The sequence below is a fragment of the Microlunatus sp. M237 genome (genome assembly GCF_056896895.1).
This window is the reverse complement of record NZ_JBXHBL010000001.1, coordinates 766405-788506: the sequence shown is the minus strand read 5'-3', so window position 1 is coordinate 788506 and position 22102 is coordinate 766405. Positions and strand designations below refer to the sequence as shown.

Genomic DNA, 22102 nt, shown 5'->3' with positions numbered 1-22102 from the left:
GTCGGGACCCGATGACCTGCGGCCACCGGCGGCTGGGCCGGACTACCCTGTCGGCTGTGGCAGGGGTGCAGTGGCTGGACTGGTACGGCGACGGGTCGCTGGTCGTCGTCGACATCGCGCTGGCCTGCTGTGCGCTGGAGTTCGAGGCCGCCGCGGCTCGGCGCCCACTCGGCCCGGGAACGCAGCTGAGCGACTCCGCCCGGGTGGCTGTGGTCGTGTCCGGCACGGTGACCGACCGGCTGGCGCCCACCGTCGCCGCCGTGGTGGACGCCGCCGCCCGGTATGGCGGCCGGCGGCCGGCGGTGCTGTCCTTCGGCGCGTGCGCCTCCTCGGGTGGACCGTACTGGGACTCCTACGCGGTGACCAAGGGGGTCGACCAGCTGGTGGCGGTGGACATCTTCGTGCCCGGCTGTCCGCCGACGCCGCAGGCCTTGGAGCAGGCGTTGGCCTCGGTTCGCGAGCGGCTCGGATGACCACCTCACCGCAGACCGATCACCGCCGCAGCGTCGAGCCGCAGCAGTGGCGCGAGGCCGCGCAGCGAGCCCGAAGCGACGGCTTCGCCTTCCTCGACTGGCTGGGCTGTACCGACGAGATCGGCCGCCGCGACGTCTTCCGGGTCGATCTGGTGCTGCGCAACCTGACGATGGCCGACGTTCCCACGCTGATGCTCAGCACCGACGTGCCGCGGGACGAGCCCCGGCTGGACAGCCTGCGCGAGGTCTTCGCCGGGGCCGGCTGGCACGAACGCGAGGCGGCCGAGCTGTTCGGGGTGACGTTCCTCGGTGGTGACCCGCGGCGGCTGCTGCTGGGAGCGGCGTACGAGGGGACCCCGCTGCGCAAGGACGAGGTGCTGGCTGCCCGGGCCGTGGTCGGATGGCCGGGAGCCAAGGAGCCCGGCGAGACCGCAGCCGCCCCCAGCCGGCGGCGGATGGTGCCCCCCGGCGTACCCGACCCGGCGGTCTGGGGTGACCGGGATCCGGCAGCCGCGCCCGCGGACCCGTCGGAGGTCGCCGCGTCGGCTGTCGGCGGTCGAGTCCGGCGGCGGACCCGGTGACCGCCCCAGCCGGCGGGTCGGCCCTGCACGGGTCGTCCGCGCACGAGTCATCCCCGCACGGGTCCATCGTGCTGATCGAGTCGGCCTGCACCTCGTGCATGGTCTGCGCCCGGGAGTGCCCCAGCTGGTGCATCACCATCGACTCACACACCGAGCCGGTCGAGGACCTGCCGCCGGGGACGCGGGAGCGGACCCGCAACGTGCTGGACCGGTTCGCCATCGACTGGTCGCTGTGCATGTACTGCGGCATCTGCGTCGAGGAGTGCCCGTTCGACGCGCTGGCCTGGGCCGGCGACGCCGTGGTGCCGGCGATCTCGCTGGCCGAGCTGACCCACGAGATCCCCGAGCTGACCCGGCCCGGCCGGGACTGACCAGCCGGGCAGCCGCGGCTACTCGACCGGGCGGCGGTGCGCGGCGGGCCGGGCCAGGGCGCCCGTGCCACCCTGCTGCCACGGTCGCGGACCGGACTCGGGGCGGTAGTTCACGCCCAGCGCGTCCAGCCGCTCGAGGTGGGCCGCCAGCCGGGGCTGGAACTCAGACCAGGAGCGGTCGGTGGGATCGGACCAGGCCACCTCGCTGTGGGCGCAGGCGCGGGGGAACAGCATGTACTCCACCCGGCGCATCTGGGGCATGTATTCGGTCCACACCTGGCACTGGGTGCCGATGATCCGCTCGTGCGCCGTCGCCGGGATGCCGGTCAGTGGTTCGAAGGCGTATGCGGTCTCGGTGGTCAGCAGCCCGCCGACGGCGTACTGCTCGGTGTCATCGGCGCTGGGGTAGTAGTCGAAGTAGGTGCTGGGGGAGGGGGACATCACCACGTCCAACCCGTCCTCGGCCGCCTCGACGCCATACTTCGCGTCCCGCCACGCCATCGTCACAGCGCCGTGCAGCGCGCCCTCGTCGTTGATCTCGTCCCAACCCACCAGCTGGCGGCCGCGCTCGGCGAGCCAGTCCCGGAGCTGCTCGGTGAACCAACGCTGCAGGTGGTCGGGCCCGGGCAGACCGCGCGAGCGGGCCAGCTCCTGGGCCGCCGGGTTGTCCAGCCACTCGGTCCGCGGGCACTCGTCGCCACCGACGTGGACATAGCGCCCCGGAAACACGTCGAGCAGCTCGGTGTAGAGGTCGAACACCACGGTCATCGCGTCGTCCGACATGTTCAGCACCTCGTCGAAGATGCCGAACGTGGTGGCGGGGGCATAGCCGGTCTCCGGGTGGTTGCCCAGCTCGGGATAGGCCGCTAGCAGGCCGAGGACGTGGCCGGGGGACTCGATCTCGGGGACGATGGTGATGCCCCGCTGGTCGGCGTACGTCACCAGCGCCCGCAGCATGTCCTGGGTGTAGAAGCCACCGTGCGGGGTGCCGTCGCCCTCGGCGTCGAGATGCTTGCGGGTCTCCGCCCGCCAGCTGGCCACCTCCTGCAGTCGCGGGTATTTCTTGGACTCGAACCGCCAGCCCTGGTCCTCGGTCAGGTGCAGGTGGAAGGTGTTGTACTTGTGCAGCGCCAGCAGGTCGACGAAGCCGAACAGGTGCTGCAGCGGCATGTAGTGCCGGGCGACGTCGAGCATCACTCCACGCCAGCGGAACCGCGGCTGGTCCTCGATCCGGACGTGCTCGAGCTCCAGCGGGACGCCGCTGGGGGCCGGCCGGAGCGCCGCCGGCGGCAGCAGCTGCCGCAGCGTCTGGGTGGCCCAGTTCACGCCGCGGTCGTCGGCCGCGGTGATGGTGATGCCGTCGGCGTCCACCTCGAGCCGGTAGCTCTCCGACGCCATCGCCGGGTCAACCAGGACCCGCAGCGCGCCGTCGTCGGTGGTCGGCAGGTCGAGCCCGGTGCCCGGTCCGAGCAGCCGGCGCACGATCGCCGCCTGAGCCGGGGGAGCGGCCACGCCGAGATCTGCGGGCAACACGTAGCGGCCGGAGCCGGGGAGGACGGAGGACGGCTGCGGGACCAGATTCACGGTCTGAAGCGTGCCAGACACCGGTGCGGTGGCACAACAGCCCGGACCCGACCGGGTCGGGTGCTGGTCAGCCCGGTGCCTCGGTGCCGGCCAGGTAGTCGATCTGGCCGGTGTTGGTGGTGCCGGCCGCATACCCGGTCACCGAGGACAGGACGGCGCCGTCGCCCTCGACCGAGACCGTCAGCGTGGACACCTCCCGCGGCTCGAACACATGCAGCCGTTGCGCCCCGATCGTCTGGCCACCCGCGAGCACCTGGTCGGCGGTGGACACCGAATGCGCCACCACCCGCTGGCCACCAGTGAGGTCCTCGGCCAGCTCGACGTGGTCGAGCCGTACCGGAGCATCGAAGTCGGCCGACCAGGTCGTCGGCCCGGTCCGGCGAAGGCGGGCCGGGATCGGCTGCCCGAACCGGCTGTCCAGTGCGGCCCGCCACTCGCGCAGTCGGGCCACGTCGGCGTCGGGGATCCGGCCCCGGTCGTCCGGCGGGCAGTTGAGGAGCAGATTCGCTCCCAGCCCGATGGAGCGGTAGTAGATGGCGAGCAGGTGGTCGAGGTCCTTGGCTGCGTCGTCGGCCGCCCAGAACCAGCCCCGCCGGATCGAGACATCGCACTCGGGCGGCAGATAGAGCGCCTGGTCGAGGGCGGTGGAGAGCACGGTGTAGTTGGAGAACTCGGTGCGGTCCACCACATAGGTGACCGGGTCCGCAGCCAGGCCGTCCTCGTTGCCGACCCAGCGGATGGTGGGCCGGCCCATGTTGAACACCATGGCGTCCGGCTGCAGCTCCGCGATCAGGTCGCCGATGGCGTTCCAGTCGTACGTCCGTCCCTGCGAGCCGGCACCGTCGAACCACAGCTCGACCAGCGGGCCGTAGCCGGTGCACAGCTCGCGCAGCTGGGCCAGATAGAAGGCGTCGTACGCCGCCGGGTCGTCGTAGCAGTCGGCGTTGCGATCCCAGGGCGACAGATACAGCCCCAGTCCCACGCCCTCCTCGGCGCAGGCCTGCGCCACCTCGGCGACCAGGTCACCGGTGCCGCCACGCCACGGCGCGCTACGGACGGAGTAGTCGGTGGTCGCTGTCGGCCACAGGCAGAACCCGTCGTGGTGCTTGGCCGTCAGCACGAAATAGCGAGCGCCGGCCTCCTTGGCCACCCGGACCCATTGGCGGGCGTCGAGATCGGTCGGGTCGAAGGCGGCGGCGGGCAGCGTCCCGTCGCTCCACTCCTGACCGAAGAAGGTGTTCAGGCCGTAGTGGCAGAAGAACCCGAGACGGCGCTGCTGCCAGGCCAGCTGACCGGCGCTCGGCAGCACCGGAGCCGGCAGCGCCGGGCTCGTCGGGACGGGGGCCGTCACGCGGTGGCCATCGCAGGACGGGTCAGCTCGGCCTCGGAACGGAGGATACAGAACTCGTTGCCCTCCGGGTCGGCGAGCACCATCCAGCCGGCGCCGTCGGGCGTACGCAGGTCGTCCACGCAGGTGGCGCCCAGTCCGAGAACCCGCTCGATCTCCTCGTCCCGGGTCCCGCTGTCGGGCCGCAGATCGAAGTGCAGCCGGTTCTTGCTGCTCTTGGCTTCCGGCACCTCGATGAACAGCACCCGGGTCCGCCCGTCGGCGGAGAAGATCATGCACTCCTCGTGGCCCGGCTCGTTGGGGTCGTCCGGGTCCTCGCTCATGCCCAGCACCTGGGCCCACCACACCGACTGGGCGTAGGCGTCAGCTGAGTCCACCGAGGTATGGGAGATCCGACTCGTCATGGCATCACCCTGCCAGACCTGCGCCGGCTGTGCGGGTCCGGCCGTGCGGGTCCGGCATTGCGGGTCCGCACGGGCGGGATCAGCCGCGCGGTGCCCAGGGCAGGTCGGCGAGCAGGTCGGGTGCGAACTCGTCGATCCGGCGGACCCCGAGCTGGAGCATGACCTGGGCGAGGTCGACGGCGAAGGCGTCCAGCACCGTCGAGACACCATCCTCACCCCGGGCTGCCAGTGCCCAGAGCGCCGCCCGACCGAGAAACACCGCCCGGGCACCGAGAGAGAGGGCGCCGGCGACGTGCTCGGCGTTACGGATGCCGCTGTCCACGTAGACCTCGAGGTCATCGCCGACCGCCGCCACCACCTCGGTCAGGGCGCGGGCCGAGCTGGTGGTCGGGCCCATCCGGCGCCCGCCGTGGGTGGACACCACGATCCCCGCTGCTCCGGCATCGCGGCACTGCCGCGCATCGTCGGCGCGGACCACCCCCTTGACCAGCACCGGGAGTCCGCTCAGTTCACCCAGCCAGGCGATGTCGGCAAAGGTCAGGGCGTAGTTCATCTCGGTCCCGTGCGGTCCGGCCGCCACCAGCTCCTCGGGCGTGAGGTTGGTCATCCGGGCCTTGCCGGGGCCGTCCGGCCAGTCGCGGGGATTCACCCCGGGCGGCAGCAACGCCATCATGTCGACGGTCAGGACGAGGGCGCGTGCCCCGTTGGCCACCGCCCGCGCGACCAGCAGCTCGGTCAGGGCACGGTCGCGGGTGATGTAGACCTGGAACCACCACGGCGCGCCGGTGGCGGCGATGTCGGCGAACGCGACAGCCGAGTTGGTCGACACCCCGAGCAGCGAACCGTGCCTCGCGACGGCGCGGCCCATCGCGATCTCAGCCTCATCGTGCGCCGCGCGTTGCTGGGCCATCGGCGCCACCAGGACCGGGGTACGCACCGGTGTGCCCAGCACGGTGGTGCTCAGGTCGATGGTGCTCATGTCCCGCAGCACCCGTGGGCGGAAGCGCAGCGCACTCCAGTCGGCGATGCCCTCTGGCAGGCCGGCGCCGGTGCCGGCCGCGGAGGCGTAGTAGGTCGCGACGTAGTCCGGCAGTCCGGCTCGCGCGTCGGCCTCGAAGTCGAAGGCGCTCATGCCGGCCAGTATGGCGTCAGCGCTCCGCCACCGGCCAGTCCGGCTCGGCGGCGGAGCGCTGCGCTGGGTCGAATGCGGGACTCAGGCGGGCGGCAGCGTGGCGGACTTGTCCTGCGCCGCGTCGAACAGCTCGTCGGCGGACGGGGGATCGAGCTCGTCGGCGGGCTGTGCCGTGGCCGGCGGTTCACCGGGTGTCGGCGCACCGGGGTCGATCACCGGTGCGGCAGCTGCTGCCGGGTCGGAAACTGCCCCGGAGTCGGCAGCAGGTCCATCGCCGTCGAACCGGTCCCGAACGCCGTCGACCAGCTCGCTGGCCTTGTCGCCCAGCTGCTCGGCCTTGTCCTTCATCCCATCCAGAAGTCCCATGTCGTCTACCCTCTCGTGCTTGGTGGCCATCGCCGGTCTGGCGGTGACCGCGGTGATCGGTGTGCCCGGTGTCAGCGGTCGTCGGTGTGGTCAGCGGTAGTTGGTGTACTGGACCGCGAAGTCGTAGTCCTGCTCCTTGATCAGGGCCTGGACCGTCTGCAGATCGTCACGGCTCTTGCTGCTCACCCGCAGCTCGTCGCCCTGGATCTGCGCCTTGACCCCCTTCGGGCCCTCGTCACGGATCAGCTTGGAGATCTTCTTGGCGTTCTCCTGGCTGATCCCTTCGCTGGTCGAGGCGGTGATCTTGTAGACCTTGCCGGAGGATCGTGGTTCGCCCGCGTCGAGCGCCTTGAGGCTCACCCCGCGCTTGACCAGCTTGGACTGGAACACGTCGAGGACCGCCTTGACCCGCTCCTCGGAGATGGCCTCCAGCTCGATCACCTCTCCGGACCACCGGATCGAGGCGTCGGTGTTCTTGAAGTCGAAGCGCTGGTGCACCTCTTTCGCGGCCTGGTTGAGCGCGTTGTCGACCTCTTGCCGGTCGACCTTGCTGACGATGTCGAACGAACTCTCTGATGCCATCGGGTTGCTCCGTTTCTCCTGTGCGCTGTTCGGTGCGCTGGCGCACCTGCGGGATGCGCAGGGCCATACCTGCGTGCGGGGTGCGCAGGGCGCACCGTCATCTCACCCGCTCGCCCTCATTGTGCCGAATCCGTCCGCGACCCGGAAGTGATGGCTGCCGGGTGCGCCGCTTTGGGTCCGGCCGATGATGTTGCTATTGTTTCTCCCCGCCAGCCGATTGATCTCGGATGGCATGGCAGGTTGCCCGAGTGGCCAAAGGGAGCAGACTGTAAATCTGCCGGCTATGCCTACGTTGGTTCGAACCCAACACCTGCCACCCCGCCGGGGCCCCGACGTTCGCGTCGGGGCCTCGCTGGGTCCCAGGACTCAGCGATTAGCGCTGAGCCGGGGGAATTGTGTATGTTTGTGCGTCGGCGCTGCAGGATCGGGCGTCGAAGACAGGCCCCTATAGCTCAGTAGGTAGAGCGTCTCCATGGTAAGGAGAAGGTCTGCGGTTCGATTCCGCATGGGGGCCCGGAAGTTCGGGTCCGGTGCCGCCGCGCACCGGCGAGAGACCGGGAGACCCGGGCCTTCGATCGCCCGGACCCCAGCGGGATAGCTCAGGCGGTAGAGCAAGCGGCTCATAATCGCTGTGTCGCGGGTTCGAATCCCGCTCCCGCTACCACGTACGACTCTCGCAAGACGTCAACCAGATTGAGGGCAGAACCATGGCCAAGAGCTCGGATGTACGGCCGAAGATCACGCTCGCGTGCACGGAGTGCAAGGAGCGGAACTACATCACCAAGAAGAACCGGCGCAACGACCCGGATCGTCTTGAGCTGAAGAAGTTCTGCCCGCGCTGCCACAGCCACACCCCGCACCGCGAAACCCGCTGACCGCGAGCCACGGCCGCCGCGTGCCCACGACACGTCGAGGCACGCGGGCCGTGGCGTGGCAGCTGTCGTCGGGCTCACCCAGCGCGGCAACGTCGTGCTTGACCGAGACAGTCGACGGGTCGTCGACCCGTCATCCAGCCGTCCGCCTACGCGGGCGGCTTCTTTGCGTTCCCGCCCGCGCGAGCCGCTGCCGCCAGCCCTGGTGCGCCCGATGATCCCCGACCAGGACGCGCCGGCACTGATCGGGCTGGCCCACGGCAGCCGTCATCCGGGCGTCACCGCCTCGATCGACTCGCTGATGGCGGCCGCCGGGCAGCGCAGCGCTGGCCGGGTCGCGACCCGCACCGCGTTTCTCGACCTCGCGGCGCCGGATCTCACCGCCGTGGCCCTCGACCTGGCCGCGGCCGGTCACCGCCGGGCCGTCGTGGCGCCGCTGCTGTTCACCTCGGCCTTCCATGCCACCGTGGACGTGCCGACCGCGGTCGGCGAGGCCGCCCAGGCTTCCGGGCTGCAGCTGCTGACCGCAGACATCCTCGGCACCGGCGACGACGTGCTCGCACTGTTGCAGCACAGCCTGCGGCGCGCCGGAATCGGGCAGGACGCGTCGGTGCTGGTGTTCGCGGTCGGATCGTCGGACCCGGCCGCCAATGACGCGGTGCGGGATCTGGCCCGCCGGCTCGCCGCCCGGCGAGCAGGCAGTGCCGCGGCCGCCTTCGGTACCCGGGACCCGCGTGCCGCCGACGTGGTGGACACCCTGCCCGGACCGGTGGCGGTCGTGCCGCTGTTCGTGTCGCCGGGGCTGCTGCTGGACCCCCTGGTCAGCTGGGCGCGGGGGCGCGAGCTGGTCGTGGCGGAGCCGCTGGGCGACCTGGTCGCCGACCTGGTGCTGGCGCGCTACGGCGCGGCCCTCGACGACCCGGCCTGAGCTCGGCGGCAGATCAGCTCATGTCGGCCGCGGGGTGACGGCTGACGAAGTCCTCGACGTTGAGCAGGTGATAGTTCATCAACAGCCGCGCCCGGTCGGGGTCGCGTTGCTCCAGGGCACCCCAGATGGCCCGGTGCTCGTTGTGGGCCCGCTGAACCTGGCCGTCGCTGTGCAGCCCCATCCACAGTCGCGCCCGCACCGTCCGGCTGGCCAGCGCGTCGATCAGTGCGGCCAGCGCCGAGTTGCCCGAGGCCTTGGCGATCATCGAGTGGAACTTGATGTCGGCGTCGACGAAGGCATCCTGCTCGCCGCCGCGCTGGATGGCCGGCTCGACCGCGTCCAGCACGGCCCCGGCCGCCCGCAGCCGTTCGGGGTCCATCCGGAGCGCGGCCCGAGCGACCGCCTCGGACTCCAGCACCCGGCGGACGGCATGCACGTCGGAACGATGCTCGGGCTGCTGGAGGTCGACCATGAAGGCCATCGGCGCCAGCAGCAGGTTGGAGTCGAGCGAGGTGACGTACGTCCCGTCACCCTGTCGCGTCTCGAGCACCCCCATGATGCAGAGCGCCCGGACGCCCTCGCGCAGCGAGCCGCGCGACACCCCGAGCTGGGTGGCGAGCTCCTTCTCGATCGGCAGTCGACCGCCGGCGGTGAGGGTGCCGTCGGTGATCATCTGCTTGATGCCGTTCAGCACCACGTCGGTCTGCGACTCGCGGTTCGTCGCGGCCGACGGCGCACCCGTCGCGAGGGCTGCGGCCTCGGCTCCAGCGTTCATCTGAATATTATGCGGCCTGGCCGCCCTGGCCGCGGCGTCCGTGTCGAGCCCGTCCGGTGTTGGCGATTCAGCCGCGCGGCCGGCGGCCGATAGCCTGCAGCCATGGCCATCTCCGAAGCGCACGTGGGGCGGACGTACCCGCCGACCGCACCGTACGAGGTCTCGGCGGCCAAGATCGCCGAGCTCGCCGCCGCAATCGGGGATCTGAACCCGGCGTACGCGGGGGACCACCCGGTGGCACCGCCCACCTTCGTCGCGGTGATCGCCTCCACCGCCTGGACCGCGCTGTTCGAGGACCCCGAGCTGGGCCTCGCGCTCCACCGGATCGTGCACGCCGACCAGCGCTTCGACTACCAGCGGGCACTCCGGGCGGGGGACCGGGTCGTCGCGGTGCTGAGCCTGGACAAGGTACGCACCCGCGGCGCGGCCGACATCCTCACCACCACCGTCCAGCTGCGCACGATCGAGAACGAGCTGGTGGCCACCGCCACCGCCGCCTTCTATCACTCGCGAGAGGCCGCGGCATGAGCACCGCCGAGCACACCGACCCGGCCGTCGTCGCCGTCGGCCTCACCCTGCCGAGCCTGACCGTGCGGCTGACCCGGGCCGATCTGGTCCGCTATGCCGGGGCGTCGACCGACTTCAACCCCATCCACTACTCCGACCGGTTCGCCGCCCAGGTCGGCCTGCCCGGCGTGGTCGCCCACGGGATGCTCACCATGGCGCTGGCGCTGCGGGTGGTCACCGACTGGATCGGCGACCCGGGCGCGGTGACCGCCTACTCGGCCCGGTTCACCAAGCCGGTGGTGGTGCCCGACGACGACACCGGGGTGGAGCTGCTGCTCACCGGTTCGGTGACAGCGGTGGCCGAGTCGACGGCCACCGTGAGCATCGAGGCCACCGTCGACGCCGTAAAGGTCCTCGGCGCGGCCCGGGCCACCGTCACCCTCCCGGCCGACGTGCGGACCAGCTGATGCCCGCCGCCACCCGGACCCAGCCGACGTTGGCCGAGCTCACCACCCTGCGGGTCGGCGGTCCGGCCCGGGCGGTGGTCCCGGTCACCACCGAGGACGAGCTGATCGCCTGCGTCCGCGACCTCGACGCCGCCGGCGAGCCACTGCTCGTCGTCGGCGGCGGCTCCAACCTGCTGGTCGCCGACGCCGGCTTCGAGGGCACCGTGGTGAAGGTCGAGACCCGCGGCATCGCCGCCGACGTCTCCGGCTGCTCCGGCGCCGTGGTCACGGTGGCGGCCGGCGAAGGCTGGGACGACCTGGTGGCACACACCGTGGCGCAGGAGTGGAGTGGGCTGGAGGCGCTGTCCGGCATCCCCGGCCTGGTGGGCAGCACCCCGATCCAGAACGTCGGGGCGTACGGCAGCGACGTCAGCCAGACCATCGAGACGGTACGCACCCTCGACCGGCGCACCGGCCAGCGCGCCACCTTCGCCGTCAGCGACTGCGACTTCCGCTACCGCAGCTCCAGGTTCAAGGTCGAGCCAGGCCGCTATCTGGTGCTGTCGGTGACCTTCCAGCTCCGCCCCGGCTCCCTGTCCGCCCCGGTGCGCTACGACCAGCTGGCCCGCAGCCTCGGCGTCGAGCTGGGGGAGCGGGTGCCCACCGCGGAGGTCCGCGAGGCGGTGCTGCAGCTGCGGCGAAGCAAGGGCATGGTGCTCGACGACGCCGACCCCGACACGTGGAGCGCCGGGTCGTTCTTCACCAACCCGGTGCTGACCCCCGAGGAGGCGGCGAAGTTGCCCGCGGCCGCTCCGCGTTATCCCGGCCCCGACGGGGTAAAGACCAGCGCGGCCTGGCTGATAGAGCAGGCCGGCTTCGCCAGGGGACATGGAGCAGGTCCGGCGACCCTCTCCACCAAGCACACCCTGGCGCTGACCAACCGCGGCGACGCCCGAGCCGCGGATATCTTGGCCCTCGCCCGGGAGGTGCGCGACGGCGTGCGCGGCACCTTCGGCATCGTCCTTGTCCCCGAACCTGTACTGGTGGGTTGCGAACTGTGAATCCGATCGAAGACCTCTGCGTCTGGGCGCCTCGCGCGCACAACGTCACCCTGGTCCTTCCCGACCGCCGCCTCCCGATGGTGGCCGGCGATGAAGGCTGGTGGCGTCCCAGCGAGGACGTGACGGCCGGCGTGGACGGCGACGTCGACTACGGGTTCCAGATCGATGACGGCCAGGTGCTGCCTGATCCGCGGTCGCGACGTCAACCGAACGGCGTGCACGAGCTGTCCCGCACCTACGACCCGTCCTCCTACGCCTGGGGCGACGGTGCGTGGACCGGTCGCCAGCTGGCGGGTGGCGTGATCTATGAGCTGCACGTCGGCACCTTCACCGAGCAGGGCACCTTGCTGTCGGCGATCGATCGGCTGGACCACCTGGTCGAGCTCGGGGTCGACTTCGTCGAGGTGATGCCGGTGAACGGCTTCAACGGCCCGCACGGCTGGGGCTACGACGGCGTCCTCTGGTATGCCGTGCACGAGTCCTACGGCGGCCCGGCGGCCTACCAGCAGTTCGTCGACGCCTGCCACCAGCGTGGCCTCGCCGTGATCCAGGACGTGGTCTACAACCACCTGGGACCCAGCGGCAACTATCTGCCGATCTTCGGGCCGTACCTGAAGGAAGGCTCGTCCAACACCTGGGGCGACACCGTCAACCTGGACGGCGAGCAGTCCGACGAGGTACGCCGCTACATCCTCGACAACGCCTTGATGTGGCTGCGCGACTATCACGTGGACGGTCTGCGGCTGGACGCGGTGCACGCCCTGCTCGACACCCGGGCGATCCATCTGCTGGAGGAGCTGGCCATCGAGGCGGACGCGCTCAGCACCTTCCTCAACCGGCCGCTGTCGCTGATCGCCGAGTCCGACCTGAACGACCCCCGGTTGATCACCCCCCGCGAAGGGGGCGGCTACGGGCTGACCGGGCAGTGGAGCGACGACTTCCACCACGCCCTCTACGTCAGCCTGACCCACGACACCACCGGCTACTACGCCGACTTCGACTCGTTGGCGGCGCTGGGCAAGGTGTTCGAGGCCGGCTTCTTCCACGACGGCACCCGGTCCTCCTTCCGCGGCCGTGGCCACGGCAACCGGATCGACACCTTCCGGACGCCGACCTGGCGGCTGGTGGTCTATTCCGACAACCACGACCAGATCGGCAACCGCGCCGCCGGTGAGCGACTGGCGACCCGGTTGGACGCCGACCAGCTGCGGATCGCCGCCCTGGTGACCCTGCTCAGCCCGTTCACCCCGATGATCTTCATGGGTGAGGAGTGGGCGGCCTCCACGCCGTGGCAGTTCTTCACCTCCCACCCGGAGCCGGAGCTGGCCGAAGCCGTGGCCAAGGGCCGGCTGGAGGAGTTCGCCCGGATGCACTGGGACGTCACCGCGGTGCCGAACCCCCAAGACGAGGCCACCTTCGCCAACTCCGGGCTCAACTGGGACGAGGCGCAGCAGGGGACCCACGCCGAGATGCTCGAGTTCCACCAGAAGCTGATCAGGCTGCGCCGCACCTACCCGGACCTGACAGACCCTCGGTTCGACCGCTCGATCGCCACCTCCGACGACGACGAGGGCTGGCTGATGATCGAACGGGGGGCGATGGTGCTGCTGGTGAACTTCAGCGACTCCGCCTCGGAGGTCACCGTGCCGGCTGGGCTCACCACCCTGCTCGACGTCGGCGACGTCCAGCTGTCCGACACCACCGCGAAGCTGGCGGCGCACAGCGCGCTGGTCGGGCGGGTCGCGGTCTGATCCGGGATCGGTCGGGCAGTCGGGTCCGGATGGAACTGCCGGTGGGGATTGCGGCGGTACGGCTAGACTTCCGGCTGCTCGAACCGACTGATGCTTCCCCCCACGGATGGATGACCGATGAGCCTGGCTGACCTGAGCCGCGACGACCTGACGGCGCTGCACGCGCAGCAGACCCGTGCCTACGACGAGCTGGTGGCTCGCGGTCTGACGCTGGACCTCACCCGCGGCAAGCCGAGTTCGGCCCAGCTCGACCTGTCCAACGAGCTGCTGAGCCTGCCCGGCGACGGGAACTACACCGACGCCAGCGGCATCGACTGTCGCAACTACGGTGGCACCACGGGTCTGCTGGAGCTCCGGCAGATCTTCGCCGAGCTGTTGAACGTCGACGTCGACCAGCTGGTGGCCGGCGACAACGCGAGCCTGGCCATCATGCACGACACGCTGGTCTACTCCCTGCTCAAGGGCACGGTCGACTCCGAGCGGCCCTGGAGCCGGGAGGAGCGGATCACCTTCCTCTGCCCGGTTCCCGGCTACGACCGGCATTTCGCCCTCTGCGAGCAGTTCGGTATCGACATGGTCAGCGTCCCCCTGGGTCCTGACGGCCCCGACCTGGACAAGATCCGTGAGCTGGTCGCCAGTGACCCGTCGATCCGCGGCATGTGGGTGGTGCCGACCTACGCCAACCCGACGGGTGCGGTGTACTCCGAGGACGTGACCCGGGCGTTGGTCTCGATGCCGACCGCGGCACCGGACTTCCGGCTCTTCTGGGACAACGCGTACGCGGTGCACCACCTGACCGACCACGAGGTGCCGGCGCTGGACGTGCTCGGCCTGGCCGCGGAGGCGGGCCATCCCAACCGGGTGTTCGTCTTCGCGTCGACCTCGAAGATCACCTTCGCCGGCGCCGGGGTGTCGTTCTTCGGCAGCTCGCCGGCCAACGTGGCGTGGTATCTGGGCCACCTCGGCAAGCGGACCATCGGCCCGGACAAGGTGAACCACCTCAGGCATGCCCGGTTCCTGGGCAGCGCCGACGGGGTCCGTGCCCTGATGGCTCGCCACCGCGAGCTGATCGCGCCGAAGTTCGCGCTGGTGGACGCCATCTTGTCCGAGCGACTCGGGCCCCACTCGGTGGCGACCTGGACCCATCCCGAGGGCGGCTACTTCATCAGCCTCGACGTCGCCGACGGCACCGCCACCCGCGTCGTCGGGTTGGCCAAGGCTGCCGGCATCGCCATGACCGGGGCCGGGGCGGCGTTCCCCTACGGTTCGGACCCGAACGACCGCAACATCCGGATCGCCCCGACCTTCCCGTCCCCAGCCGACGTGCGGACGGCGATCGAAGGTCTGTCGACCTGCGTGCTGCTGGCCGCGAGCGAACAGCTGCTGGGCGCGTGACCGGGGCCGGAACACCCTCAGTTCGACTCGCGTTGCAAAGATAAGTACACTCAACCTCTTGGTGGAACCACCACTGCTTTCGTGCGCCCGACCGGTAGCGATCGCAGCCCGGGGGACCATCGAAGGGCAATAGCTCAACTGGCAGAGCATCGGTCTCCAAAACCGAAGGTTGGGGGTTCAAGTCCCTCTTGCCCTGCGGATCACCTCCGCGGCGCTCGTGCGGAACGCGTGCGGCCCATCCCCGGAGGGCACGCCTATCCGGACGTGCGGAACCGCACCGAACACCGGACGACCGAAGGACACAGCGTGGCTGACGAAGAAGACGTGGATTCGACCAAGTCGAACCCCGCTGACGTCGACCCCGCAGACGAGTCCTCCGACGCCGTCGAGCCGCACGGCTCCTCCGCGCTGGGGGACCAGGTCGACGACGAGGGTGTGGTCGTTGAGGTCCCCGAGGAGCTCCTCGAGACCGACGAGCCCGAGACCGACGGCGACGCCGAGCTCGTCCCGGCCGGGGCCCCGACTCGCCGGGCTGCAGCCGCCAAGGCCGCTGACTCCGACGATGCGCAGGCCGGCCCGGCCAAGAAGGGCCGGCCGACTCCCAAACAGAACCAAGCGGTCGAGGCACCGCGGCGGACCGGACCGGTGAAGTTCGTGCGGGAGAGCGCGGGCGAGCTCCGCAAGGTCGTCTACCCGACCGGCCAGCAGCTGGCCCAGTACTTCGTAGTCGTGCTCATCTTCGTACTGTTCATCATCGCCGTCGTCAGTGTCCTCGATCTCGCCTTCGGCTGGGCAATCTTCAAGATTTTCAGCTGATGCCAGCAGACCAAACCAGTTACGGAGATACCCACGTGTCAGAGAACTTTTCAGCCGATCGCTCCGACGAGAGCCTCGAGCCGGAAAGCCCGGTGAGCGCGCCGCAGTCGGCGACCTCCGCGTCCGACGACAGCGGCTCCGAGAACGACTTCGAGATCGACCTGGGCTCGGATACGTTCGCCCCGTCCGACTCCGACGATGTCGACATCAACCTGGACTTCGAGGGCTCGACGCCGGCACCGGTCGAGGACGAGGACGAGGGCATCAACCTCAACTTCGGTGAGTTCGCCGAGGTCGAGGAGCCCGAGGACGAGACCGAGGATGAGGACGAGGGCGAGTCCGACGAGGTCAACACCGCGCTCGAGGCCTTCCGCAGCGACCTGCGCGCCAAGCTGGGCGACTGGTACGTCGTGCACACCTACTCCGGGATGGAGAAGCGCGTCCAGCAGAACCTGGAGAACCGCGTCACCTCGCTCAACATGGAGGACTTCATCTATGAGGTCATCGTGCCGACCGAGGACGTCACCGAGATCCGCAACGGTCAGCGCAAGCAGATCAGCCGAACCGTCCTGCCCGGCTACGTCCTGGTCCGGATGGACCTGACCGACGAGTCCTGGTCAACGGTGCGGCACACGCCGTCGGTGACCGGCTTCGTCGGCCACTCCAACCAGCCGGTGCCGCTGAGCCTGGACGAGGTCGAGAAGATGCTCGCTCCCGGGGTCATCGCCGCCGCGAACGCCGCTTCGGAGACCCCGTCGCGGAAGAAGAAGAAGATCGAGGTCGCCGACTTCACCGTGGGCGACTCGGTCATGGTGGTCGACGGCCCCTTCGCCGGGGTGCACGCGACCATCACCGAGATCAACGTGAACAATCAGCGCCTCAAGGCGCTGGTCGAGATCCTGGGTCGGGAGACCCCGGTCGACCTGACGTTCCCGCAGATCCAGAAGGTCTGAGGACGCCGAGCCGTTCACGGTTCGTACCCATCCACCACCCGTCGGACCATCCCGGCCCGACCCTGAGCAAGGACCCGTACAGACATGCCTCCCAAGAAGAAAGTTGCGGCGCTCGTCAAGGTCGCCCTCAACGCCGGCTCCGCCACGCCCGCCCCGCCGGTCGGTACCGCGCTGGGCCCGCACGGCGTCAACATCATGGAGTTCTGCAAGGCGTACAACGCCGCGACGGAAGCCCAGCGCGGCAACGTCATCCCCGTAGAGATCACCATCTACGAGGACCGGACCTTCACCTTCGTCACGAAGACCCCTCCTGCCGCCGAGCTCATCAAGAAGGCTGCCGGCGTCGCCAAGGGATCCGGCACCCCGCACACCGCCAAGGTCGGCAAGATCACCGCCGCCCAGGTGCGCGAGATCGCCACGACGAAGCTCCCGGACCTCAACGCCAACGACGTCGATGCCGCGATGAAGATCGTCGAGGGCACCGCCCGCTCGATGGGGATCACCGTCTCCAAGTGAGGCGTCTCTCCCCGTAACACCGGCTCCACGTAACACCGCTCCACCCCGGCTCGCGCCATCGCGAACCGGGTCCCTGTGGGAGGACCTGCGCGGTCCGCACCACACCTGGTCGACGACCCACCGGTCGTCCCGAACGAAGGACACCAGTCATGAAGCGCAGCAAGGCATACAACGCAGCAGCCGAGAAGGTCGACGCCGACAAGCTGTACGCGCCCGACGAGGCCATCACCTTGGCCAAGAGCGGCGGCACGGCGAAGTTCGACGAGACCGTCGACGTGGCCATCCGCCTCGGGGTCGACCCCCGCAAGGCCGACCAGATGGTCCGCGGCACCGTCAACCTCCCCAACGGCACCGGCAAGACGGCACGGGTCCTCGTCTTCGCCACCGGTGACCGCGCAGAGGCGGCGCTGGCTGCCGGGGCCGACGAGGTCGGCTCCGACGAGCTCATCGACAAGGTCATGGGCGGCTACCTCGACTTCGACGCCGTGGTGGCGACGCCGGACCTGATGGGCAAGGTGGGCCGTCTGGGTCGCGTCCTCGGCCCGCGCGGTCTGATGCCCAACCCCAAGACCGGCACGGTGACCGTCGACGTGGCCAAGGCCGTGACCGACATCAAGGGTGGCAAGATCGAGTTCCGGGTCGACCGGCACGCCAACCTGCACTTCATCATCGGCAAGAAGTCGTTCAGCCCCGAGCAGCTGTCGCAGAACTACTTCGCCGCCCTCGAGGAGGTGCTGCGGCTCAAGCCGAGCAGCTCCAAGGGTCGCTACCTGCGCAAGGTCACCCTCTCGACCACGATGGGCCCCGGCGTCAACATCGACACCAACAAGGTCAAGCCCGACGCCGAGTAGATCGAACCGGAACCCCTTCTCGTCGCGGCCCCCGCGGTGCGCGAGAGATGGTCTTCGTCTCGGTGACGATGGCGCCACGAACGACCGGGTCACGCATCCTTGGATGCGCGGCCCGGTCGTCGGCGTTCTGAGGGGGGAGCGGGGATGGTCTGGCTGAGCTGGCTCGCGGCCTTCGCTGCCTGCCTCGGCTACGGCGTCGGATCGGTGCTGCAGGCCGTCGGTGCCCGCCGGGCGGCCCACGTGGCCGGGTTCGGTGGGGTGGGGCTGATTGTGACGCAGTTGCCGTATCTGCTCGGGCTGGGCGTTGACGCGCTGGCGTTCGGGGCCAACGTGCTCGCGCTGCAGGCGCTCCCGCTGTTTCTGGTGCAGTCCATCATGACCGCCAGCGTCGGGGTCACCGCTGTCATCGCCGTGGCCCGCGGGGACCGGCTCGGCTGGCGCGACTGGGTCTGCCTGGCCGTCCTCGGCGCCGGACTGGTGCTGCTCTGCCTGACTGCGGACCCCGAGACCGCGATCCGGGTGTCGGAGCTGTCGCAGTGGGTCATCCTGCTCAGCACGGCGGTGCCGACCGCGCTCGCACTGGTGGCCGTACGGCTGCGCGACCGGTCCTCGGCCCTGCTGCTCGCCCTGGCCGCCGGGCTGGCCTTCACCGGGGTGGCCGTGGCGTCGCGCGGGGTGGACCTGTCCGAGCTGAACTGGTCGCTGCTGGCCAGCCCGCTGATCTGGGCGATCGCCGTCCACGGCGTCGTGGGCACCGGCTGCTTCGCCTTGGCCCTCCAGCGCGGTGCGGTGACGTCGGTCAGCGCTGTCACCTTCGTGGTCGAGATGGTGGTCCCCTCGGCACTCGGGCTGGCGCTGTTCGGTGACACCGTGCACTCCGGGCTGGAGGCGTACGCTCTGGCGGGCTTCGGGCTGGCGGTGGCCGGGACGGTCGGCCTGACGCGTTACGCGGAGTAGCTCGGCCCGGCGAGGGCGGTAAGGGCGGCGCCGCTCAGCCGATTGACGGTCCAGTCCTGCATGCCGACCGCGCCCAACGCCTGGTAGAAGTCGATCGCGGGGGTGTTCCAGTCCAGCACCGACCATTCCACCCGGGCGTAGCCCCGGTGGACGGCGATCGCGGCCAGACTGCGCAGCAGCGCCTTGCCCAGGCCGGTGGACCGGTGCTCGGGCTGCACGTAGAGGTCCTCGAGATAGATCCCGTGGACGCCCTCCCAGGTGGAGAAGCTGAGGAACCAGACCGCGAAACCGACCACGGCACCGCCGCTGGTCGCCACCAGGGCGTACACGGCCGGGTCGGGGCCGAACAGCGCCTCCCGCAGCTGCGCCTCGGTGGTCTTCACCTGGTCCGCGGCCCGCTCGTAGCACGCCAGCTCGGTGACCAGCCGGAAGATGTCGGCGGCGTCGTCCTCGGTGGCCGGGCGGATGGCCGGCGGCAGTGGGGGGAGGGCGGACGTCACCTCGGCAGCGTACCCATCGCCCGGCTGGACGCCGAAACGGGCGCGCCCCCTCAGCAGGGGAGCGCGCCCGTTCAGACGACCCGTGGCTGAGTTCGACCTCAGCAGCTGGGATCAGGCAGGGCGGCGAGCGCCCTGGTACGGCATGTAGCTCATCTTGATGTAGGACACCGGACGACCCGGCTGCGAGGCGTGGATGACTTTGCCGCCGCCGGCGTAGATCGCCACGTGGCTGATGCCGGAGTAGAAGAAGACCAGGTCACCGGGCTTGAGGTTCGACTTGGTGACCTTCTTGCCGACCCGGTACTGCGCCTGGGAGGTACGCGGCAGCTTGACGCCCGCCGCCTTCCACGAACCGCCGGTCAGACCGGAGCAGTCCCACGAGTTCGGTCCCGTGCCGCCGTAGCGGTAGGAGTCACCCAGCTGCTTCTTGGCGAAGGCAACCGCCTTGGCGCCCTTGCCGGAGCTCGACTTCTTGGTGGCCTTCTTCTTGGCCGGAGCAGCCTTGGGCTTGCTGACCTTCGACTTCGCGCCGGACTGCAGTGCCTTCCAGACGCCCGAGGTCGCCTTGCCGGTGGCCTTCCAGCCCTGGCTGCGCTGCAGCGACTTCACCGCGTCGCGGGTGATGGAGCCGTAGTAGCCGGTGGCCGGCACCTTGCGGCCCGAAGCGGTCAGCGACCGCTGCAGCCGCTTGACCGACGTACCGGAGTCGCCGTACGACAGGCTGGGCTTGGACCCACGAGACAGCAGCGCCGTCCAGGTGGCCTTGTCGACACGTCCGGACTGGCTGAGCTTCTTTGAACGCTGGAAGGACTTGACCTTGCGAGCGTCGCCGGAGGAGAAGCTGCCGTCTGCCTTGACCGAGTAGCCGGCCGACCGAAGTAGGCACTGGGCGGCTTTGGCCTTGGCCCCGCGGCTACCCGACTTCACGGTGCCGTAGGACTTGAGAGTGACGTTGCAGCCCGATGCTGCGTTGGCCGGAAGCTCCGTACCGATCGCGACCGTCAAGGTCAGCGCCAGTCCGGCAGCGAGTGCGACCACACTCTTGAGGATTCTCCGCATGCTTGGCTCCCCCTAGGAGTTAGGCGACCGGTCCTGGAGTGAGACGACGAGGTGTCGCGTGACCGGTGTGTTGCACCGACTTCCCGGGCCGGCGATCGGACGTTATCAAACCGATACTTTTCAAGCAAAAGGTCACAGAATCGCCCCAGGATGTGCTACAAGGTTCAACGACACCCGCCCAGGCGGGTCTGGGGGAGGGACGCCGCGGCCACGATTTGGCCGTACTCCGGTCGGCGGGTAGTCTCATCGGTGCCGAAGACCGCTGGTTGGTCGAGCCCAGGCTCGCCCGAAGATTCCGTCCGGAATGGCCCGCGCAGGTGATCGCGACAAAGTTTCAGACTGAGGTCTGTCTTCGCCCCGTGACGCCTGTGCGCCGGGGCTTTTTGTTTGCCCCGGGACCGTTCCCTCGCGTCTGTGCCAGTGCTTCGGTGTGGCTACACAAGTAGCACGAAGTAGAAGTGGAGGAGACTATGGCGAGGCCGGACAAGGCAGCTACGGTCGCCGAGTTGGCTGACAAGTTCACCAACTCCGCGGGTGTTGTGCTGACTGAGTACCGCGGACTCACCGTGGCAGCGCTGAAGAACCTGCGCCGCTCGCTCGGTGACGACGCCACCTACGCCGTGTCGAAGAACACGCTCACCACGATCGCTGCCCGCGAAGCGGGCGTCGAGGGCATCGAGGAAAGCCTCGTTGGCCCGACCGCGATCACCTTCATCGACGGGGACCCGGTCACCGTCGCGAAGAGTCTGCGTGACTTCGCCAGGGCCAACCCGCTTCTGGTGATCAAGGGCGGTGTCCTGGACGGAAAGTTCCTGGATGCCGACGACGTCAAGAAGCTCGCCGACCTCGAGTCGCGCGAGGTCCTCTTGGCCAAGATGGCCGGCGCCATGCAGGGAACCCTGCAGCAGGCCGTCTCCCTGCTCGCCGCTCCGCTTTCGCAGGCCGCCCGTGTGCTGGGTGCCCTCGAGACCGCTGCCGGTGAGAACCCCGCTCTGATCGCCGGCGCTGGTGCGCCGGCCGACGAGCAGGCCCAGGAGCCGACGAACGACGAGCCTGCCGCGAACGCGGCGGGTAACGAGGCAGCACCCGCTGCCGAGGCCGACGCAGCTACCGCTGCCGAGGCAACCGACGCAGCTACCGCTGCCGAGGCAACCGAGGCAGCGCCTGCTGCGGAGGACTCAACCCCTTAAGCAGCACCCTTGCTGCCGCGGCGCCGCCGCGACACGCTGCGTAATCCAAGAAGGAAGGACCGCCACCATGGCGAAGCTCAGCACTGCAGAGCTCCTTGACGCGTTCAAGGAACTGACCCTGATCGAGCTCAGCGAGTTCGTGAAGGAATTCGAAGAGACCTTCGGCGTGACCGCCGCCGCTCCGGTGGCCGTGGCCGCCGCTCCGGCCGCCGGTGGCGCCGGTGGCGCTGCTGAAGAGGAAGAGGCGAGCGACGAGGTCGACGTCATCCTCGAGGCAGCCGGCGACAAGAAGATCCAGGTCATCAAGGAGGTGCGTACCCTCACCAGCCTCGGTCTCAAGGAGGCCAAGGAGCTCGTCGAGGCCGCCCCCAAGGCTGTCCTGGAGAAGGTCAACAAGGAGACCGCGGACAAGGCCAAGGCTGCCCTCGAGGGCGCTGGCGCCACCGTGTCCTACAAGTGAGCTAGCCAGATCTCACCGCCGGCGGCGGGTTCCCTTCGGGGAGCCCGCCGTTCGTCGTTTCCTGGCCCTCGGCCCAGGTGGGCGTCAGCGCAGGAGGGCGTCGGCGCAGGTGGGGCGAGGTGGCACGACCCGACCGCAATAAGTTGGTCACAACTGGGTGTCGTTGCGCCACCGCAGGGTCACCGGCCGGGGTATGCTCATCGCCAAGCGGTGCGAAGTCTCTG

Annotated in this window: 26 protein-coding genes and 4 tRNA genes; 21 read left to right on the top strand and 9 right to left on the bottom strand. The window is 69.7% G+C overall.

What is annotated here, in order from left to right; genetic code table 11:
* The first annotated feature begins 56 nt into the window (after positions 1-56).
* The 3 genes from AC1XX3_RS03730 to AC1XX3_RS03720 are packed head-to-tail and all read left to right on the top strand — an operon-like array spanning position 57 to position 1425.
* The gene (locus AC1XX3_RS03730; RefSeq protein WP_483319729.1) at positions 57-473 is read left to right on the top strand and encodes an NADH-quinone oxidoreductase subunit B; all 417 of its coding nucleotides are present in this window, start codon (positions 57-59) and stop codon (positions 471-473) included.
* Entirely contained in the window at positions 470-1054 is a 585-nt protein-coding gene (locus AC1XX3_RS03725; protein ID WP_483319728.1) for an NADH-quinone oxidoreductase subunit C, read from the top strand. The genes AC1XX3_RS03730 and AC1XX3_RS03725 overlap by 4 nt, the downstream gene beginning before the upstream one ends.
* Positions 1051-1425, top strand: coding sequence for a 4Fe-4S binding protein (locus AC1XX3_RS03720; RefSeq protein ID WP_483319727.1), 375 nt, complete (start codon positions 1051-1053; stop codon positions 1423-1425). Before AC1XX3_RS03725 ends, AC1XX3_RS03720 begins: the two co-directional genes overlap by 4 nt.
* An 18-nt stretch (positions 1426-1443) precedes the next feature.
* Here AC1XX3_RS03720 and AC1XX3_RS03715 read toward each other — a convergent pair whose 3' ends face one another.
* The 6 genes from AC1XX3_RS03715 to AC1XX3_RS03690 all read right to left on the bottom strand — a co-directional run bounded on the left by AC1XX3_RS03715 (position 1444) and on the right by AC1XX3_RS03690 (position 6841).
* Positions 1444-3009, bottom strand: a complete 1566-nt coding sequence (locus tag AC1XX3_RS03715; protein ID WP_483319726.1) for a beta-N-acetylhexosaminidase — start codon at positions 3007-3009, stop codon at positions 1444-1446.
* Positions 3010-3076: 67 nt separating this feature from the next.
* Positions 3077-4360 carry an alpha-L-fucosidase gene (locus tag AC1XX3_RS03710; protein ID WP_483319725.1) on the bottom strand — a complete coding sequence of 428 codons (1284 nt, stop codon included), beginning with the start codon at positions 4358-4360 and terminating at the stop codon, positions 3077-3079.
* On the bottom strand, positions 4357-4761 hold the full coding sequence (locus tag AC1XX3_RS03705; RefSeq protein ID WP_483319724.1) for a VOC family protein: 405 nt from the start codon (positions 4759-4761) through the stop codon (positions 4357-4359). The genes AC1XX3_RS03710 and AC1XX3_RS03705 overlap by 4 nt, the downstream gene beginning before the upstream one ends.
* Positions 4762-4840: 79 nt before the next feature.
* Positions 4841-5893 carry an alpha-hydroxy acid oxidase gene (locus tag AC1XX3_RS03700; protein ID WP_483319723.1) on the bottom strand — a complete coding sequence of 351 codons (1053 nt, stop codon included), beginning with the start codon at positions 5891-5893 and terminating at the stop codon, positions 4841-4843.
* Positions 5894-5974: 81 nt separating this feature from the next.
* Positions 5975-6259: a hypothetical protein gene (locus AC1XX3_RS03695; protein WP_483319722.1), complete on the bottom strand. Its 285-nt coding sequence runs from the start codon at positions 6257-6259 to the stop codon at positions 5975-5977.
* Between the two features lie 90 nt (positions 6260-6349).
* Positions 6350-6841 (bottom strand): YajQ family cyclic di-GMP-binding protein, encoded by a 492-nt coding sequence (locus AC1XX3_RS03690; protein WP_483319721.1) that lies wholly within the window; start codon positions 6839-6841, stop codon positions 6350-6352.
* A gap of 234 nt (positions 6842-7075) precedes the next feature.
* On the opposite strand from AC1XX3_RS03690, the gene AC1XX3_RS03685 reads away from it, so the two are divergent.
* The 5 genes from AC1XX3_RS03685 to AC1XX3_RS03665 all read left to right on the top strand — a co-directional run bounded on the left by AC1XX3_RS03685 (position 7076) and on the right by AC1XX3_RS03665 (position 8641).
* Positions 7076-7157, top strand: a tRNA-Tyr gene (locus AC1XX3_RS03685).
* Positions 7158-7282: 125 nt separating this feature from the next.
* Positions 7283-7355 (top strand) — tRNA-Thr (locus AC1XX3_RS03680).
* Positions 7356-7429: 74 nt separating this feature from the next.
* Positions 7430-7505 (top strand) — tRNA-Met (locus AC1XX3_RS03675).
* Positions 7506-7548: 43 nt separating this feature from the next.
* Positions 7549-7716, top strand: a complete 168-nt coding sequence (rpmG, locus tag AC1XX3_RS03670) for a 50S ribosomal protein L33 (RefSeq protein ID WP_483319720.1) — start codon at positions 7549-7551, stop codon at positions 7714-7716.
* Between the two features lie 211 nt (positions 7717-7927).
* Positions 7928-8641: a sirohydrochlorin chelatase gene (locus AC1XX3_RS03665; RefSeq protein ID WP_483319719.1), complete on the top strand. Its 714-nt coding sequence runs from the start codon at positions 7928-7930 to the stop codon at positions 8639-8641.
* 13 nt (positions 8642-8654) lie between these two features.
* On the opposite strand, the gene AC1XX3_RS03660 is transcribed toward AC1XX3_RS03665, so the two are convergent.
* The gene (locus tag AC1XX3_RS03660; RefSeq protein WP_483319718.1) at positions 8655-9416 is read right to left on the bottom strand and encodes a FadR/GntR family transcriptional regulator; all 762 of its coding nucleotides are present in this window, start codon (positions 9414-9416) and stop codon (positions 8655-8657) included.
* Between the two features lie 102 nt (positions 9417-9518).
* Here AC1XX3_RS03660 and AC1XX3_RS03655 point away from each other — a divergent pair, with 102 nt between their 5' ends.
* The 11 genes from AC1XX3_RS03655 (at position 9519) to AC1XX3_RS03605 (ending at position 18669) form a co-directional block, all read left to right on the top strand.
* Positions 9519-9944, top strand: coding sequence for an FAS1-like dehydratase domain-containing protein (locus AC1XX3_RS03655; protein ID WP_483319717.1), 426 nt, complete (start codon positions 9519-9521; stop codon positions 9942-9944).
* Positions 9941-10390, top strand: a complete 450-nt coding sequence (locus AC1XX3_RS03650) for a MaoC/PaaZ C-terminal domain-containing protein (RefSeq protein ID WP_483319716.1) — start codon at positions 9941-9943, stop codon at positions 10388-10390. Before AC1XX3_RS03655 ends, AC1XX3_RS03650 begins: the two co-directional genes overlap by 4 nt.
* Positions 10390-11430, top strand: a complete 1041-nt coding sequence (locus AC1XX3_RS03645) for a UDP-N-acetylmuramate dehydrogenase (RefSeq protein ID WP_483319715.1) — start codon at positions 10390-10392, stop codon at positions 11428-11430. The genes AC1XX3_RS03650 and AC1XX3_RS03645 overlap by 1 nt, the downstream gene beginning before the upstream one ends.
* The gene (gene treZ, locus AC1XX3_RS03640; RefSeq protein WP_483319714.1) at positions 11427-13181 is read left to right on the top strand and encodes a malto-oligosyltrehalose trehalohydrolase; all 1755 of its coding nucleotides are present in this window, start codon (positions 11427-11429) and stop codon (positions 13179-13181) included. Before AC1XX3_RS03645 ends, treZ begins: the two co-directional genes overlap by 4 nt.
* A gap of 117 nt (positions 13182-13298) precedes the next feature.
* The gene (locus tag AC1XX3_RS03635) at positions 13299-14576 is read left to right on the top strand and encodes an aspartate aminotransferase type Ic (protein WP_483319713.1); all 1278 of its coding nucleotides are present in this window, start codon (positions 13299-13301) and stop codon (positions 14574-14576) included.
* A 123-nt stretch (positions 14577-14699) separates the two neighbouring features.
* A tRNA-Trp gene (locus tag AC1XX3_RS03630) sits at positions 14700-14772 on the top strand.
* Positions 14773-14882: 110 nt separating this feature from the next.
* On the top strand, positions 14883-15392 hold the full coding sequence (secE, locus tag AC1XX3_RS03625; RefSeq protein WP_483319712.1) for a preprotein translocase subunit SecE: 510 nt from the start codon (positions 14883-14885) through the stop codon (positions 15390-15392).
* Between the two features lie 35 nt (positions 15393-15427).
* Complete coding sequence (gene nusG / locus AC1XX3_RS03620; RefSeq protein WP_483319711.1) at positions 15428-16345, top strand: transcription termination/antitermination protein NusG; 918 nt, start codon at positions 15428-15430, stop codon at positions 16343-16345.
* A gap of 84 nt (positions 16346-16429) precedes the next feature.
* Positions 16430-16861, top strand: a complete 432-nt coding sequence (gene rplK / locus AC1XX3_RS03615; RefSeq protein WP_483319710.1) for a 50S ribosomal protein L11 — start codon at positions 16430-16432, stop codon at positions 16859-16861.
* Between the two features lie 149 nt (positions 16862-17010).
* On the top strand, positions 17011-17712 hold the full coding sequence (rplA, locus tag AC1XX3_RS03610) for a 50S ribosomal protein L1 (protein WP_483319709.1): 702 nt from the start codon (positions 17011-17013) through the stop codon (positions 17710-17712).
* A gap of 144 nt (positions 17713-17856) precedes the next feature.
* A complete protein-coding gene (locus AC1XX3_RS03605; protein ID WP_483319708.1) occupies positions 17857-18669 on the top strand; it encodes a DMT family protein in 813 nt (270 codons plus the stop codon).
* On the opposite strand, the gene AC1XX3_RS03600 is transcribed toward AC1XX3_RS03605, so the two are convergent.
* Together AC1XX3_RS03600 and AC1XX3_RS03595 are read right to left on the bottom strand one after the other, a co-directional pair.
* Positions 18657-19169, bottom strand: coding sequence for a GNAT family N-acetyltransferase (locus tag AC1XX3_RS03600; RefSeq protein WP_483319707.1), 513 nt, complete (start codon positions 19167-19169; stop codon positions 18657-18659). The two genes, AC1XX3_RS03605 and AC1XX3_RS03600, sit on opposite strands and share 13 nt — an antisense overlap.
* A gap of 111 nt (positions 19170-19280) precedes the next feature.
* The gene (locus AC1XX3_RS03595; RefSeq protein WP_483319706.1) at positions 19281-20228 is read right to left on the bottom strand and encodes a C40 family peptidase; all 948 of its coding nucleotides are present in this window, start codon (positions 20226-20228) and stop codon (positions 19281-19283) included.
* A 470-nt stretch (positions 20229-20698) separates the two neighbouring features.
* On the opposite strand from AC1XX3_RS03595, the gene rplJ reads away from it, so the two are divergent.
* Positions 20699-21418, top strand: coding sequence for a 50S ribosomal protein L10 (gene rplJ, locus AC1XX3_RS03590; RefSeq protein WP_483319705.1), 720 nt, complete (start codon positions 20699-20701; stop codon positions 21416-21418).
* Positions 21419-21485: 67 nt separating this feature from the next.
* Complete coding sequence (gene rplL / locus AC1XX3_RS03585) at positions 21486-21878, top strand: 50S ribosomal protein L7/L12 (RefSeq protein WP_483319704.1); 393 nt, start codon at positions 21486-21488, stop codon at positions 21876-21878.
* The last annotated feature ends 224 nt before the right edge of the window (positions 21879-22102 follow it).

What these genes read in the sequence shown, in the direction of transcription:
- AC1XX3_RS03595 (WP_483319706.1), bottom strand. Translation starts at nt 20,228, where the DNA reads ATGCGGAGAATCCTCAAGAGTGTGGTCGCACTCGCTGCCGGACTGGCG.
- AC1XX3_RS03655 (WP_483319717.1), top strand. Translation starts at nt 9,519, where the DNA reads ATGGCCATCTCCGAAGCGCACGTGGGGCGGACGTACCCGCCGACCGCA.
- AC1XX3_RS03700 (WP_483319723.1), bottom strand. Translation starts at nt 5,893, where the DNA reads ATGAGCGCCTTCGACTTCGAGGCCGACGCGCGAGCCGGACTGCCGGAC.
- rplL (WP_483319704.1), top strand. Translation starts at nt 21,486, where the DNA reads ATGGCGAAGCTCAGCACTGCAGAGCTCCTTGACGCGTTCAAGGAACTG.
- rplK (WP_483319710.1), top strand. Translation starts at nt 16,430, where the DNA reads ATGCCTCCCAAGAAGAAAGTTGCGGCGCTCGTCAAGGTCGCCCTCAAC.
- AC1XX3_RS03705 (WP_483319724.1), bottom strand. Translation starts at nt 4,761, where the DNA reads ATGACGAGTCGGATCTCCCATACCTCGGTGGACTCAGCTGACGCCTAC.
- AC1XX3_RS03725 (WP_483319728.1), top strand. Translation starts at nt 470, where the DNA reads ATGACCACCTCACCGCAGACCGATCACCGCCGCAGCGTCGAGCCGCAG.
- AC1XX3_RS03650 (WP_483319716.1), top strand. Translation starts at nt 9,941, where the DNA reads ATGAGCACCGCCGAGCACACCGACCCGGCCGTCGTCGCCGTCGGCCTC.
- AC1XX3_RS03605 (WP_483319708.1), top strand. Translation starts at nt 17,857, where the DNA reads ATGGTCTGGCTGAGCTGGCTCGCGGCCTTCGCTGCCTGCCTCGGCTAC.
- rplA (WP_483319709.1), top strand. Translation starts at nt 17,011, where the DNA reads ATGAAGCGCAGCAAGGCATACAACGCAGCAGCCGAGAAGGTCGACGCC.
- AC1XX3_RS03695 (WP_483319722.1), bottom strand. Translation starts at nt 6,259, where the DNA reads ATGGGACTTCTGGATGGGATGAAGGACAAGGCCGAGCAGCTGGGCGAC.
- AC1XX3_RS03690 (WP_483319721.1), bottom strand. Translation starts at nt 6,841, where the DNA reads ATGGCATCAGAGAGTTCGTTCGACATCGTCAGCAAGGTCGACCGGCAA.
- AC1XX3_RS03635 (WP_483319713.1), top strand. Translation starts at nt 13,299, where the DNA reads ATGAGCCTGGCTGACCTGAGCCGCGACGACCTGACGGCGCTGCACGCG.
- AC1XX3_RS03660 (WP_483319718.1), bottom strand. Translation starts at nt 9,416, where the DNA reads ATGAACGCTGGAGCCGAGGCCGCAGCCCTCGCGACGGGTGCGCCGTCG.
- rplJ (WP_483319705.1), top strand. Translation starts at nt 20,699, where the DNA reads ATGGCGAGGCCGGACAAGGCAGCTACGGTCGCCGAGTTGGCTGACAAG.
- AC1XX3_RS03665 (WP_483319719.1), top strand. Translation starts at nt 7,928, where the DNA reads ATGATCCCCGACCAGGACGCGCCGGCACTGATCGGGCTGGCCCACGGC.
- AC1XX3_RS03645 (WP_483319715.1), top strand. Translation starts at nt 10,390, where the DNA reads ATGCCCGCCGCCACCCGGACCCAGCCGACGTTGGCCGAGCTCACCACC.
- rpmG (WP_483319720.1), top strand. Translation starts at nt 7,549, where the DNA reads ATGGCCAAGAGCTCGGATGTACGGCCGAAGATCACGCTCGCGTGCACG.